The sequence below is a fragment of the Micromonospora sp. NPDC049801 genome (genome assembly GCF_040656575.1).
Taxonomy (GTDB): domain Bacteria; phylum Actinomycetota; class Actinomycetes; order Mycobacteriales; family Micromonosporaceae; genus Micromonospora.
The window spans coordinates 208,846-221,882 of sequence record NZ_JBFAMS010000004.1; the positions used below are offsets into that span (position 1 = coordinate 208,846).

Annotated in this window: 14 protein-coding genes; 10 read left to right on the forward strand and 4 right to left on the reverse strand. The window is 72.5% G+C overall.

What is annotated here, in order from left to right:
- The first annotated feature begins 37 nt into the window (after nt 1-37).
- On the forward strand, nt 38-859 hold the full coding sequence (locus AB0I89_RS09180; RefSeq protein WP_357122714.1) for an inositol monophosphatase family protein: 822 nt from the start codon (nt 38-40) through the stop codon (nt 857-859).
- 22 nt (nt 860-881) lie between these two features.
- Here AB0I89_RS09180 and AB0I89_RS09185 read toward each other — a convergent pair whose 3' ends face one another.
- Entirely contained in the window at nt 882-1,400 is a 519-nt protein-coding gene (locus tag AB0I89_RS09185) for a LytR C-terminal domain-containing protein (RefSeq protein WP_357123363.1), read from the reverse strand.
- Between the two features lie 434 nt (nt 1,401-1,834).
- On the opposite strand from AB0I89_RS09185, the gene AB0I89_RS09190 reads away from it, so the two are divergent.
- Nucleotides 1,835-2,131 carry a DUF4193 domain-containing protein gene (locus AB0I89_RS09190; RefSeq protein ID WP_007075406.1) on the forward strand — a complete coding sequence of 99 codons (297 nt, stop codon included), beginning with the start codon at nt 1,835-1,837 and terminating at the stop codon, nt 2,129-2,131.
- Nucleotides 2,132-2,251: 120 nt separating this feature from the next.
- Nucleotides 2,252-3,049: a hypothetical protein gene (locus AB0I89_RS09195; RefSeq protein WP_357122717.1), complete on the forward strand. Its 798-nt coding sequence runs from the start codon at nt 2,252-2,254 to the stop codon at nt 3,047-3,049.
- An 18-nt stretch (nt 3,050-3,067) separates the two neighbouring features.
- Here the strand turns inward: AB0I89_RS09195 and AB0I89_RS09200 are convergent, their stop codons facing one another.
- Entirely contained in the window at nt 3,068-3,610 is a 543-nt protein-coding gene (locus AB0I89_RS09200) for a DUF3093 domain-containing protein (RefSeq protein WP_357122720.1), read from the reverse strand.
- Nucleotides 3,611-3,701: 91 nt separating this feature from the next.
- On the opposite strand from AB0I89_RS09200, the gene dut reads away from it, so the two are divergent.
- From dut to AB0I89_RS09220, 4 genes are all read left to right on the forward strand, one after another.
- On the forward strand, nt 3,702-4,199 hold the full coding sequence (gene dut, locus AB0I89_RS09205) for a dUTP diphosphatase (protein ID WP_357122724.1): 498 nt from the start codon (nt 3,702-3,704) through the stop codon (nt 4,197-4,199).
- Between the two features lie 25 nt (nt 4,200-4,224).
- Nucleotides 4,225-4,875 carry a DUF3710 domain-containing protein gene (locus AB0I89_RS09210; RefSeq protein ID WP_357122727.1) on the forward strand — a complete coding sequence of 217 codons (651 nt, stop codon included), beginning with the start codon at nt 4,225-4,227 and terminating at the stop codon, nt 4,873-4,875.
- A gap of 116 nt (nt 4,876-4,991) precedes the next feature.
- Nucleotides 4,992-5,372, forward strand: a complete 381-nt coding sequence (locus tag AB0I89_RS09215) for an OB-fold nucleic acid binding domain-containing protein (protein ID WP_357122730.1) — start codon at nt 4,992-4,994, stop codon at nt 5,370-5,372.
- Nucleotides 5,373-5,397: 25 nt separating this feature from the next.
- Entirely contained in the window at nt 5,398-6,081 is a 684-nt protein-coding gene (locus AB0I89_RS09220) for a DUF3159 domain-containing protein (protein WP_357122733.1), read from the forward strand.
- Nucleotides 6,082-6,110: 29 nt separating this feature from the next.
- On the opposite strand, the gene AB0I89_RS09225 is transcribed toward AB0I89_RS09220, so the two are convergent.
- Together AB0I89_RS09225 and AB0I89_RS09230 are read right to left on the reverse strand one after the other, a co-directional pair.
- Entirely contained in the window at nt 6,111-6,800 is a 690-nt protein-coding gene (locus tag AB0I89_RS09225) for a TrkA family potassium uptake protein (protein ID WP_355053285.1), read from the reverse strand.
- A 3-nt stretch (nt 6,801-6,803) separates the two neighbouring features.
- Nucleotides 6,804-7,469 carry a TrkA family potassium uptake protein gene (locus tag AB0I89_RS09230; protein WP_357122736.1) on the reverse strand — a complete coding sequence of 222 codons (666 nt, stop codon included), beginning with the start codon at nt 7,467-7,469 and terminating at the stop codon, nt 6,804-6,806.
- A gap of 163 nt (nt 7,470-7,632) precedes the next feature.
- Here AB0I89_RS09230 and AB0I89_RS09235 point away from each other — a divergent pair, with 163 nt between their 5' ends.
- From AB0I89_RS09235 to dxs, 3 genes are all read left to right on the forward strand, one after another.
- Nucleotides 7,633-9,702: an APC family permease gene (locus AB0I89_RS09235; RefSeq protein ID WP_357122739.1), complete on the forward strand. Its 2,070-nt coding sequence runs from the start codon at nt 7,633-7,635 to the stop codon at nt 9,700-9,702.
- A 106-nt stretch (nt 9,703-9,808) separates the two neighbouring features.
- The gene (locus AB0I89_RS09240; RefSeq protein ID WP_357123366.1) at nt 9,809-10,999 is read left to right on the forward strand and encodes a TRAM domain-containing protein; all 1,191 of its coding nucleotides are present in this window, start codon (nt 9,809-9,811) and stop codon (nt 10,997-10,999) included.
- Between the two features lie 81 nt (nt 11,000-11,080).
- Nucleotides 11,081-13,030, forward strand: a complete 1,950-nt coding sequence (gene dxs, locus AB0I89_RS09245) for a 1-deoxy-D-xylulose-5-phosphate synthase (protein ID WP_357122743.1) — start codon at nt 11,081-11,083, stop codon at nt 13,028-13,030.
- The last annotated feature ends 7 nt before the right edge of the window (nt 13,031-13,037 follow it).

Genomic DNA, 13,037 nt, shown 5'->3' on the forward strand with positions numbered 1-13,037 from the left:
CCGCAACGCCCCGGTCGTGCCGGAAGGGGACCCTGGAATGGACCGTTCGGCACCGTTAACGCGGGAATTGTTGGCGATCGCGATCGAGGTGGCGCGGGACGCCGCGTCGACCGCGTACCGGATGCGGGTCGAGGGAGTTTCCGTGGCGGCGACCAAGAGCACGGTCACCGACGTGGTCACGGCCGCCGACCGGGCCGTCGAGCGCCAGGTCCTCGACGCCCTGCGCCGGCTGCGACCGGGGGACGCGGTCCTCGGCGAGGAGTACGGCACGACGGACACCGGTCCGGTGGCACCGGGCGGGGTGCGGTGGATCGTCGACCCGATCGACGGCACCGTGAACTACCTCTACGGGTTGCCGTACAGCGCGGTGTCGCTGGCCGCCGAGGTGGACGGGACGGTGGTCGCCGGCGTGGTGCGCAACGTGCACACCGGTGAGGAGTGGACCGCCACGGCCGGCGGCGGGGCGTGGCGCGACGGTGTCCGGCTGCGCTGCTCGGGTGAGACCGACCTGGGGCAGGCGCTGGTCGGCACCGGTTTCGGCTACGACGCCGGCCGTCGGGCGCACCAGGCGTCGGTGGTGGCCGGACTGATCGCCTCGGTACGTGACATCCGTCGCCTCGGCGCCGCCGCGCTGGACCTCTGCATGGTCGCGGAGGGGCGGCTGGACGCGTACTTCGAGAAGGGGTTGTCGGCCTGGGACCAGGCCGCCGGAGGCCTGGTCGCCGCCGAGGCGGGCGCCCGGGTGGCCGGCCTGGCCGGTCGCCCGGCGGGCCCGGACCTGGTGATCGCGGCCCCGCCGGCCCTCTTCGCCGGGCTGCACGACCGGCTGGCCGCCCTGGACGCCTCCGGCGGCCCCTAAGGTGGGACTGCCGGTCAGGCCGTCACTTCTTGGGGCCGGGGGACGGGCAGGAACCCGGCGGCGCGACCGGCGGGCCCAGGTCGCCGAGGGACTGGTTGACCTCGGTGGTGGTGGCGAGCTGCTGGAAGCCGTTGCCCAACACCACGTCCACGGTGTCGTCGGTGCGCTTGGGGTCGTAGACCGGATCGGCGTTGTCCAGGAAGTACGCCTTCAGCAGGTGGGCGGAGCTGACACCCTTGGGGCCGAACTTCAGCACGGCCACGTCGTCGATGCCCTTGGGCGCGTTGCCGACCTTCTTGACCTGGAACTTGCGGTTCCGGAAGTCGTCGGCGACGGCGCTCGCCCGGCCCGGCTCGTCGGTCGCGTTCAGGACGTTGATCTTGACGTCCTTGGTCTCGTGCAGGGTGACGTCGGCCAGCGGCCAGCCGTCCGGGCAGCTGCCCGCCGCGCCGGCCTTGCCCTGGCTGTCCCGGACGATCGCGGTGATCACGAACGCCAGCGCCAGGACCCCCAGCAGGCCGACGACGACGAGTGCTCGCACTCGCGCAAAACTCATCTGGGCGCTCCCCGGAGCTGAGGTGGGTGGTGGCGGCCGCCAACGATCGCGCTGACCGCCGGCCGTCGAATACGCCGCTGAGGTTAACGGTTGTCCGGCCGTCGCGTGGAAACAGTCCGACATGCCGGCGCGCCGACCGCGAACCGGGTACTACTACCCCTATCTTCGTGTCGCCTGAATCACATTGGGAACAACTTCGCGTGCGGGGGCGTACATCTCAGCCGCAAGGGCGGTATACATGCCTCGCCCAAGGGGGGGTAAGGTTCCGCGCTCGCAGGGGAGTGGCCCCAGCGGTCCCGACCCGTACGGTCCGCGGGTCGGGTGCCCGACACAAGTGGTTGCCGGCCAGCGGAACCGAAACAGCGTCGTCCGGCGTTACAACCGGAAGCGACAACATCGATATGGGAGAGTGACATCCGATGGCCACCGACTACGACGCCCCGCGTCGCGACGAGGTCGACCTCGGCGAGGACAGCCTGGAAGAGCTCAAGGCCCGGCGCGTCGACTCACAGTCGGGCGCGGTGGACGTCGACGAGGCCGAGGTCGCCGAGAGCTTCGAGCTGCCCGGTGCCGACCTGGCCGACGAGGAGCTCACTGTCAAGGTGCTACCGATGCAGCAGGACGAGTTCCGTTGTGCCCGCTGCTTCCTGGTCCACCATCGCAGCCAGCTGGCGGTCGAGCGCAACGGCGAGCTGATCTGCCGAGAGTGCGTCTGACACGCACGACACCGGCGGCGGCCTCCTGATCGGGGCCGCCGCTACCGGTGTAGGCGTGCGACGCCGGTGGGTACCTGCTTGACTCGTAGCGGGTAGCCACAGCACCGGGAGGTTCCACCCATGAGCGATCGAGGCGACACCACCGACGGCGGCGCGGACGACCTCGGCGCCACCGTCGCGGCGTTGACCGAGGACGACATCGCGCCGGCCCGGCGACGCCAACTACTCACCCGGATGGTGTCCCAGGCCCGCAGCCGGGGCATCTCCGACCTGTTCAAGCCCCGTGCCGCGGTGCGCTGGATGGTCGACACGGTGGCCGAGATAGCCCCGCACGTGCCGGTCCGGGACCTGGCCACCCTGCGTCGACACTTCCCCGGCCTGGACGACGCCGCCTTGGCCGAGCGACTGATCCGTAACGCCTCCCGCACCACGGCCGGGATCGGCGCGGCCGGCGGGGGAGTCGCCGCCGTCGAGTGGACGGTGGCGCCCACGCTGCTCTCCGCGCCTGTGCTGCTCGCCGCCGAGACCGTCGCCGTTGTGGCGGTGGAGCTGAAACTGATCGGTGAGCTGCACGAGATCCACGGCGTGTCGTTGCCCGACGCCGGCAGTCAGCGGGCGGTGGCCCTGGTGCACTCCTGGGCCACTCAGCGCGGGGTCAACCCGATGGTGCCCGGCGTGGGGGTCGGCGCGGTGCTCGGCACCGCCGCCCGCAAGGAGATGCGGGACATGCTGCTGCGGCGCTTCGGCCGCAACCTCACCACCCTCGGGCCGTTCCTCACGGGCGCGGCGGTGGCCAGCTTCCTGAACCGCCGGGCCACCCGCCAGATGGCCGACCAGCTCCAGGCGGACCTGCGTCGTCGCGGCATCGCCCGGCCGGCGTCACCGCCGGCCCTGCCCGGCCCGCCCACGGGCACCTGAGCGGGCCCTGGGCGGCGTTCAGCCCGGCTCGCCGGCCGTGGTGTCGGCGGGCCTGGTGTCGGCGGGCCTGGCGGCGTCCCGCGCGGCCAGCAGCGCCTCGGCCAACTCGACCGGACGCCGGCTGCTCACCACCCAGAACGGGGTCGGGTCGGCCGGGTCGTCGAGCACCACCTGCACCGCGCCGCTGATCCACGGCCGCTGCACCACGAAGGCGAGCGGGTCCGCGCCCACGCCCAGCACCTCACGACGCCCGGAGGCGTCCAACGGGACCACGTCGCCCACGAAGCGCGCCGGCAGCCGGGCGTCATCCACCCGCAGCTCACCGTCGACGACCGCCACCCCGATCCGGCCCAGCCACCACAGCCCGACGGCGGTGACCGGCAGCAGCACGGCGAAGGGCACCCAGGCGCGGGCGCCGGAGCCACCCATCCAGATCTCGACCGCCAGCAGTCCGGCGGCCACCAGGCTGATCAGCCACAGCCACCAGGGCAGGTCCAGCCGTTCGGCGTACGCCGGGCGGGCCGGAACCCCTGGCCGATCGGCGGACGGGGAGGGCGACATGCTCACTCCTGCGAGGGTACGGCGCACGGCGGGCCGGCCAACCGGCAGGATGGCAGGGTCACCGGAGACAACCGGACCGAAGAGGGGACCCGTGACCGACGTCGTACCCGTGCCCGTACGGCTGCTCGATGCCGAGCTGCCGATGCCCACGTACGCCCATCCCGGCGATGCCGGGGCCGACCTGGTGGCCGCCGCGGACGTGGAGCTGCCGCCCGGCGGCCGCGCCCTGGTGCCCACCGGCGTGGCCGTCGCCCTGCCGGACGGCTACGTGGGCCTGGTCCATCCCCGGTCCGGCCTGGCGGCCAGGCTCGGCGTGACGGTGCTCAACGCGCCCGGTACGGTCGACGCCGGCTATCGGGGTGAGATCATGGTCAACCTGATCAACCATGATCGGGACACGCCCGCGAAGATCTCTCGCGGGGACCGGATCGCCCAGCTCGTGATCCAGCGCGTGGCACGGGCGCGGTTCGAGCCGGTGGCCGAGCTGCCCGGGTCCACGCGTGGTACCGGCGGGCACGGTTCGACCGGTGGGCACGCTCAGCTGGTGCCGTCGCCGGCCGGCGGGCAGACGGAAGAAGTGGCAGGGTGATCGTGAACAGCGGAGGGTGGGCGCAGTGATCTTCTCCCGAAAGCGGGCCGACGCCGGGCGGCACACCCGCGACGAGCGGGGCACCGAGGTCCTCGACGAGGGCGGCGCGGCGGCGGCGCTGGTGCGCGGGCCGTACGACATCTCCGAGGTTGACGACGAGGTGCAGCGGCTCGACCTGGGCAGCCTGCACATTCCGGCGGTCGCCGAGGTGGAGGTGCGGGTGCAGGCCGACCCGCAGGGCGTGATCCAGCAGGTCGTGCTGGTGCACGGGGACAACGCGTTGCAGCTCGGCGTCTTCGCGGCCCCCCGGTCCGAGGGGATCTGGGACGAGGTGCGCGAGGAGATCCGGCAGTCGCTGCTGCGGGACGGCGCCTCCGCGCAGGAGGTCGACGGCGAGTACGGCACGGAGTTGCACGCCCAGGTACGGACCCCGGACGGCCCGACCAACCTGCGGTTCGTCGGCGTCGACGGGCCGCGCTGGATGGTCCGTGGCGTCTTCCAGGGGCCGGCGGCCACCGATTCGGCCAGCTCGGGCCCGCTCGCCGAGTGCCTGGAAGGCCTGGTGGTCGACCGTGGCCAGGAGGCGAAGCCGGTCCGTGAGCCGTTGCCGCTGCGACTGCCCCGCGAGATGGCCGACCAGGCCGAGGACGCGTCCAGCGAGCCCCGCCAGGTCTGAACGACCGCGTCCCGGCCCGCCGGAACCGACCCCGTCGGCGTACGATGGCGGGACGGTTCCGGCGTCGCCGGAGCCGGGCTGGTCCCGGCGAGCGTGGAGAGGGTGACGCGGAGGTCATGACGACCGACGAGAGCAAGGTGTCGCTGCGGCGCATCCTGCAACGGTTCACCGCCAGCGAGGCCGAGATCGACGCGCAGGAGCTGCGGCAGGAGAGCGCCGAGTGCGGTGGCGTCCTGGCCCAGCAGTGCTCCCGGGGCCAACTGGTCTCGGTCGCCGGTCGGCTGCGCACCGTGGTCTACACGCCGCGCACCAACCTGCCCACCCTGGAGGCCGACCTGTACGACGGCAGCGACGTCGTCACCCTGGTCTGGCTGGGCCGGCGGCACATCTCCGGGATCGAGCCGGGGCGGCACCTGACCGCTCGTGGCCGGGTGGCGATGCGCGACGACCGCAAGGTCATCTACAACCCGTACTACGAGCTGGACTCGCCGAAGTGACGGCGCCGGGGACGGAAGGCCGGTCATGACGACGGGACAGGACCGGGCGGCACAGCCGGAGACTCCTGCCGAGGACGACGAGGCGCTGCCGACGATCGCCGAGCAGATGGCCGACCAGCTCGGCGGCTGGCGTGGGCTGGTCGAGTCGAGCATCCCGGTGGTCGTCTTCGTGGTCGCCAACATCATCGGTGACCTGCGGCCCGCCGTGATCGCCTCGGTGGCCGTCGCGCTGCTGATCGCCGGGTTGCGGCTGGCTCAGCGCCGGCCGATCCGACATGCGGTCAACGGTCTGTTCGGCGTCGGCATCGGCGCCGCCATCGCGTGGCGTACCGGCGATGAGCGCGACTTCTACCTGCCCGGCATCCTGTACGGCATCGGCTACGGCATCGCCCTGCTGATCTCGGCGGCCGTCCGACAGCCCCTCGTCGGTTGGATCTGGTCGGTGCTGGTCGCCAAGGGCCGTTCCGAGTGGCGGACCGACCCGAAGTTGGTGCGCATCTTCACCCGGCTGACCGTGCTCTGGGGCGTGGTGTGGCTCGCCAAGGTGGGCGTGCAGGCCGGGCTCTACCTGGCCCACCAGGACACCGCGCTGGGCGTGGCCCGGTTGGCGCTGGGCTATCCGCCGTACGCGCTGTTGCTGCTCATCACCGTCTGGACGGTGCGCCGGGTCACCCGGGAGCCGCAGCCCACCCCGCTGCCCGGCGCCTGAGCAGGGCCGGCGCCGGGGCCGGGGCCGGCTCAGCGTGACCCGCGGGTCCGCTCGACGCTGTCCGGGCCGAGGATGACCGCGCGCACGTCGTCCTCCACCTCGGCCGTACAAACGAAGATCAACTCGTCGCCGGCCTCGATGGGGTCGTCCGGGCTGGGCACCAGGACACGCTTGCCGCGCAGGATCGCCACCAGGGCGGAGTCGCGGGGCAGCGGCACCGCGTGCAGGGGCTGACCGACGTACGGGGCGGTCGGCGGCAGGGTGATCTCGACCAGGTTGGCCTCGCCCTGCCGGAACGTCATGAGCCGGACCAGGTCGCCGACGGTGACCGCCTCCTCGACCAGGGCGGCCATCACCCGGGGCTTGCTCACCGCGACGTCGACGCCCCACTGCTCGGTGAAGAGCCACTCGTTCTCCGCCCGGTTGACCCGGGCGACCACGCGGGGCACCGCGAACTCGGTCTTGGCCAGCAGCGACAGCACCAGGTTGGTCTTGTCGTCGCCGGTGGCGGCGACCACCACGTCACAGCCGGCGACGTTCGCCTCCTCCAGGCTGGCCACCTCGCACGCGTCGGCGAGCACCCACTCGGCGGCGGGCACCCGGTCCGGTCGGAGCATCTTCGGTTGACGCTCGATCAGCATCACCTGGTGGCCGTTCTCGATCAGCTCCTGGGCGATCGAACGGCCCACGTTGCCGGCGCCGGCGATGGCGATCCGCATGGCTCAGTGCCCTCCTTCCGGCGGCGTCGCCGCCACCGCCGTGACCGCGGCCACGATGTCGTCGCTGACCAGCATGAACACCTGGTCACCCTCCTGCACGAGGGTGGACGCGGTGGGCAGCGTTCCGATGCCGAAGCGGATCAGGTAGGCGACCCGCGCACCCGAGGACTGCTCCAGCACGTGCACCGGGTGACCGATCCACTCCCGGTGCACCGGGACCTCGACGATCGACACGGTGCTGGTCGGGTCGCGGAAGATCTCCACGTTGCCCTCGGGCACCAGGTGCCGCAGCATCCGGTCGGCCGTCCAGCGCACCGTCGCCACGGTGGGGATGCCGAGGCGCTCGTACACCTGCGCCCGGCGCTGGTCGTAGATCCGGGCCGCGACCCGGGACACGCCGAAGGTCTCGCGGGCCAGGCGGGCCGAGATGATGTTGGAGTTGTCGCCGCTGGAGACCGCCGCGAAGGCGTCCGCCCGCTCGATGCCGGCCTGGCGCAGCACCTCGCCGTCGAAGCCCGCCCCGGTCACCGTGATGCCGGCGAAGTCGGGGCCGAGCCGGCGGAAGGCGTCGGCGTCCTGATCGATCACCGCCACCGAGTGTCCCCGGGACTCCAGGCTGTGGGCGAGGGTCGACCCGACCCGCCCACATCCCATGATCACGACGTGCACGCTGTCCCTCCCAAGGTGCGTACCGTTCCCGCTACCGGTGGCCTTCGAGTGCGAGCCTGCCACGTCCCGGTCGAGAGCGGGGACCGACCGTACCCCGCCGCCGTGCACGGCGATGATCGCCCACCCCCGCGTTCGCACCGTGGTGGTCGTACTCTTGGCGTTCGTGGCCAGTCCCACCTCGCTGCTGAAGCGGCTGCTCCTCGGTCGACCGTTCCGGTCCGACCGCCTGCAGCACACCCTCCTGCCGAAGCGCATCGCGCTGCCCGTGTTCGCCTCCGACGCGCTGTCCAGCGTCGCGTACGCGCCTGACGAGATCCTGCTGACCCTGTCGATCGCCGGGGCGTCGGCGTTCGTGTTCTCCCCGTGGATCGCCTTCGCGGTCGTCGTGGTGATGCTCACGGTGGTGGCCAGCTACCGGCAGAACGTGCACGCCTACCCCTCCGGCGGCGGCGACTACGAGGTGGCCACGGTCAACCTCGGCCCCAAGTTCGGCATCGGCGTGGCCAGCGCCCTGCTGGTCGACTACGTGCTCACGGTGGCCGTGTCCGTCTCCTCGGGGGTGGCCAACCTCGGCTCGGTGGTCCCGTTCGTGGCCACCCACAAGGTCATGATCGCGGTCCTCGCGGTGATCCTGCTGACCGCCGTCAACCTGCGCGGGCTGCGCGAGTCGGGTACCGCCTTCGCCATCCCCACCTACGGCTTCGTGATCGTGATGGGCGGAATGCTGCTCACCGGGCTGTTCCGCGTCTTCGTCCTGGGCGACGACCTCCGCGCGCCCAGCGCCGACCTGGTCATCCAGGCCGAGCACAGCGTGACCGGCTTCGCGCTGATCTTCCTGCTGCTGCGGACGTTCAGCTCGGGCGCGGCCGCGCTCACCGGCGTCGAGGCGATCTCCAACGGCGTCCCCGCGTTCAAGGCGCCGAAGAGCCGCAACGCCGCCACCACACTGCTGCTGCTGGGCGCGATCGCGGTGAGCCTGCTCGTCGGGATCATCTGGCTGGCCCGGCTGACCCACCTGCAGTTCGTCGAGGACCCCGCCCTGCAGATCGTCTCGGGCCCCGAGGGGTACGTGCAGAAGACGGTCACCACCCAGCTCGGCGAGACGGTCTTCGGCGCCGGCTCGATCCTGCTCTACGTGGTGGCCGGGATGACCGCGCTCATCCTCTTCCTGGCCGCGAACACCGCGTTCAACGGCTTTCCGGTGCTCGGCTCGATCCTCGCCCAGGACCGCTACCTGCCCCGCCAGTTCCACACCCGGGGCGACCGGCTGGCCTTCTCCAACGGCATCACGTTCCTCGCCCTCTTCGCGATCGTCCTGATCGTCGGCTTCCAGGCCGAGGTGACCCGGCTCATCCAGCTCTACATCGTCGGGGTGTTCGTCTCGTTCACCGTCTCCCAGGCCGGCATGATCCGGCACTGGAACCGGCGGCTGCGCACCGAGCGGGACCCGGAGGCCCGCAAGCGGATGCACCGCTCCCGGGCCATCAACACGTTCGGCATGGGCCTGACCGGCACGGTGCTGGTGATCGTCCTGATCACCAAGTTCCTGCTCGGCGCGTGGATCGCGATCGCCGCGATGGCGGTGATCTACGCGCTGATGCTGGCCATCCGCCGGCACTACGACCGGGTCGCCGCCGAACTGACCCCGCCGGACGAGAGCCGGGGCGTGCTGCCCGCCCGCAACCACGCGATCGTGCTGGTCAGCAAGCTGCACCAGCCGACGTTGCGGGCCATCGCGTACGCCCGGGCCACCCGCCCGGACACGTTGACCGCGGTGACCGTCAACGTGGACGAGAAGGACACCCGCGACCTGCAGGCCGACTGGGAACGGCGGGAGATGGCGATCCCGCTCACCGTCGTCGACTCGCCGTACCGGGAGATCACCCGACCGATCCTGGACTTCGTCGCCTCCACCCGCCGTACGTCGCCGCGCGACGTGGTCACCGTCTTCATCCCCGAGTACGTGGTGGGGCGCTGGTGGGAGAACCTGCTGCACAACCAGAGCGCGCTGCGCCTCAAGGGCCGGCTGCTCTTCGAACCGGGGGTCATGGTGGTCAGCGTGCCGTGGCAGCTCGCCTCGACCGCCAGCAAGAACCTGGACCGGCTCGACGCCACGCTCTCCAACACTCCGGCGCGTGGACCCCGGGGCACCGTGCCGGCGGCGGTGGCCGCGCCGCCGCCCGGCGAGGCCACCCCGGCGGGCGGCGAGACGCTGGGAGAGAGCCGTGACTGAGCGCACGACCGCGGGTACGGCTGCGGCCACGGCCCCGGCCTCGGCATCGGCATCGGCCTCGGTTTCGACGGCCGAGCGGGGCCTCGGCGAGGCGGAGCGGGTCGAACTGACCGTCGACGCGGTGGCCCCCGGCGGGCACTGTGTCGCCCGGGTGGACGGGCAGGTGGTGTTCGTCCGCCACGCGCTGCCCGGAGAACGGGTGATCGCCGAGGTCACCGAGGTGCACCGGGGGTTCGTCCGGGCCGACGCCGTGACCGTGCTGGACCCCTCGCCGGACCGGGTGCAGCCGCCCTGCCCGTACGCGAAGCCGGGCGCCTGCGGCGGGTGCGACCTGCAACACGTCGCCCCGGCCGCGCAGTTGGCCTGGAAGACCGCCGTGGTGCGGGAGCAGTTGGCCCGTCTCGGCGGGCTCACCGACGTCGAGCTGGATCGGCTCGGCGTGCAGGTGGAGGCGCTCCCGGGCGGACCGCTCGGCTGGCGTACCCGGGTCCGCTACGCGGTCGACGCCGCCGACCGGGCGGGCCTGCTCAAACACCGCTCGCACGAGGTCGTGCCGATCGACCGTTGCCGCATCGCCCACCCGGCCATCCAGCAGCTTGCGGTGCTCAGTCCGGCCGGTGCGCGCTGGCCGGCAGCGGAGGCGGTGGAGACCGTCGTCAGCGGCGGCGGGGACGTGAGCGTCGCCGAGGTCCGCGACGGGGCCGTCACCCCGGTGAGCGGGCCCACCGAGGTCCGTGAGGTGGCCGCCGGGCGGGACTGGGCGCTGCCCGCGTCCGCGTTCTGGCAGGTGCACCCGGCGGCGGCCGACACGCTGAACACGGCCGTGCTGGAGCTTCTGGACCCCCGACCGGGCGAGGTCGCCTGGGACCTCTACGGGGGCGCCGGGCTGTTCGCCGCCGGGCTGGCCGCCCGCGTCGGCGCGTCCGGTCGGGTGACGTTGGTGGAGGCCTCCGCGCAGGGTGTCGCCGCCGCCCGGGAGAACCTGGCCGACCTGCCCCGCGTCGAGGTCGTGTCGGCGCGGGTGGAGACCGCGCTGGCCCGCCGACGGATCACCGGCCCGGTCGACGTGGTGGTGCTCGACCCGCCGCGCTCCGGCGCCGGCGCCCCGGTGGTGCGCGCCCTGGCCGCCGCCGGTCCACGGGCGGTCGCGTACGTGGCGTGTGATCCGGCGGCCTTCGCCCGGGACGTCCGCACCTTCGCCGAGCTGGGCTGGCGGCTGACGGCGCTGCGCGGCTTCGACCTGTTCCCGATGACCCAGCACGTCGAGTGCGTCGGACTACTGCTGCCGCCAGCCTGACCAGGTGCTCAGCGGGCTGCTCCGCGGCAAGCGGCTCGGGCCAGGCTGCGGAGTACCGGGCGGCCGATAGACTCTCCGGTCATGAGCGTTGAAGAGGACACGGCCAACCACGGTCGGCTGCTGGAGACGGTCCGAGGTCCGCAGGACGTCAAGCGGATGTCCGGCGAGGAGCTGGATGTGCTCGCCGCCGAGATCCGGGACTTCCTGATCGCCAAGGTCTCCCGCACCGGCGGGCACGTCGGGCCCAACCTCGGCGTGGTCGAGCTGACGCTGGCCATGCACCGCGTCTTCGACTCCCCCCGGGACCGGCTCCTGTTCGACACGGGCCACCAGGCGTACGTGCACAAGATCCTCACCGGGCGGCAGGCCGGCTTCGACAAGCTCCGCCAGCGCGGTGGCCTCTCCGGCTACCCCAGCCAGGCCGAGAGCGAGCACGACCTCATCGAGAACTCGCACGCCTCCACCGCGCTCTCCTACGCCGACGGGCTGGCCAAGGCGTACGCCCTGCGCGGTGAGCAGCGCAGCGTCGTGGCCGTGGTCGGCGACGGCGCGCTCACCGGCGGCATGTGCTGGGAGGCGCTGAACAACATCGCCACCGCCGGCAACTCGCTGGTCATCGTGGTCAACGACAACGGCCGGTCCTACTCGCCCACCATCGGCGGGCTGGCCGACCACCTCTCCTCGCTGCGACTCAACCCGGGCTACGAGAAGGTCCTCGACACGGTCAAGGACGCCCTCGGCTCCACCCCGTTGGTCGGCAAGCCGATGTACGAGGTGCTGCACGCGGTCAAGAAGGGCATCAAGGACGCGGTCGCCCCGCAGGCCATGTTCGAGGACCTGGGCATCAAGTACGTCGGCCCGGTGGACGGGCACGACGTGGCGGCCGTCGAGTCGGCCCTGCGCGCGGCGAAGAACTTCGGCGGCCCGGTGATCGTGCACGCCGTGACCCGCAAGGGGTACGGCTACCGTCCGGCCGAGGAGGACGAGGCGGACTGCCTGCACGGCCCGAGCAGCGCCTTCGACGTGGAGACCGGCACGCTGCTGGCCGCACCCTCGGTGAAGTGGACCCACGTCTTCGCCGACGAGCTGCTGGCCATCGCCGACGATCGGCCCGACGTGGTGGGCATCACCGCCGCCATGGCCGAGCCGACCGGCATCGCCAAGCTGGCCCGCAAGTACCCCGAGCGGGTGTACGACGTGGGCATCGCCGAGCAGCACGCCGCCACCTCGGCGGCCGGCCTGGCGCTCGGTGGCCTGCACCCGGTGGTCGCCGTCTACGCCACGTTCCTCAACCGTGCCTTCGACCAGGTCCTGCTGGACGTGGCGATGCACAAGCTGCCGGTGACCTTCGTGCTGGACCGGGCGGGCATCACCGGCCCGGACGGCCCCAGCCACTACGGCATCTGGGACATGTCGGTCTTCGGGGTGGTGCCCGGTCTGCGGATCGCCGCTCCCCGTGACGCCGTCACCCTCCGCGAGGAGCTGCGCGAGGCGGTCGCCACCGACGACGGCCCGACGGTCCTGCGCTTCCCGACCGGCGCGGTCGCCGCGGACCTTCCGGCGCTGCGCCGGGTCGGCACCGTCGACGTGCTGGCCGAGTCGGCGCGTACCGACGTGCTTCTCGTCGCCGTCGGTTCCTTCGGCCAGATGGGCATGGAGGTCGCCGCCCGGGTCGCCGAGCACGGCTACGGCGTCACCGTGGTCGACCCCCGCTGGGTGCGTCCGGTCCCGGCCGAGCTGGTCGACATGGCCGCCCGCCACCGCCTGGTGGTCACCGTCGAGGACGGCGTCCGCGTCGGCGGTGTCGGCGACGCTATCGGCCAGGCGATGCGCGACGCCGACGTCCGGGTGCCGCTCAAGGACCTGGGCGTACCGGCCGACTGGCACCCGCACGGCACCCGCGCGCAGATCCTCGCCGACCTCGGCCTGACCGCGCAGGACGTGGCCCGTGACGTCACCGGCTGGATCTCCCGCCTGGACGCCACCCCGGACCACCTGACCCCCACCAGCAACACGGCCGCCCAGAACTAGCCCCGGC

Excerpts from the sequence above, each read along its gene's own strand:
- AB0I89_RS09180 (WP_357122714.1), top strand. The coding sequence starts at position 38 with ATGGACCGTTCGGCACCGTTAACGCGGGAATTGTTGGCGATCGCGATC.
- AB0I89_RS09190 (WP_007075406.1), top strand. The coding sequence starts at position 1,835 with ATGGCCACCGACTACGACGCCCCGCGTCGCGACGAGGTCGACCTCGGC.
- AB0I89_RS09195 (WP_357122717.1), top strand. The coding sequence starts at position 2,252 with ATGAGCGATCGAGGCGACACCACCGACGGCGGCGCGGACGACCTCGGC.
- AB0I89_RS09200 (WP_357122720.1), bottom strand. The coding sequence starts at position 3,610 with ATGTCGCCCTCCCCGTCCGCCGATCGGCCAGGGGTTCCGGCCCGCCCG.
- AB0I89_RS09215 (WP_357122730.1), top strand. The coding sequence starts at position 4,992 with ATGACGACCGACGAGAGCAAGGTGTCGCTGCGGCGCATCCTGCAACGG.
- AB0I89_RS09220 (WP_357122733.1), top strand. The coding sequence starts at position 5,398 with ATGACGACGGGACAGGACCGGGCGGCACAGCCGGAGACTCCTGCCGAG.
- AB0I89_RS09225 (WP_355053285.1), bottom strand. The coding sequence starts at position 6,800 with ATGCGGATCGCCATCGCCGGCGCCGGCAACGTGGGCCGTTCGATCGCC.
- dxs (WP_357122743.1), top strand. The coding sequence starts at position 11,081 with ATGAGCGTTGAAGAGGACACGGCCAACCACGGTCGGCTGCTGGAGACG.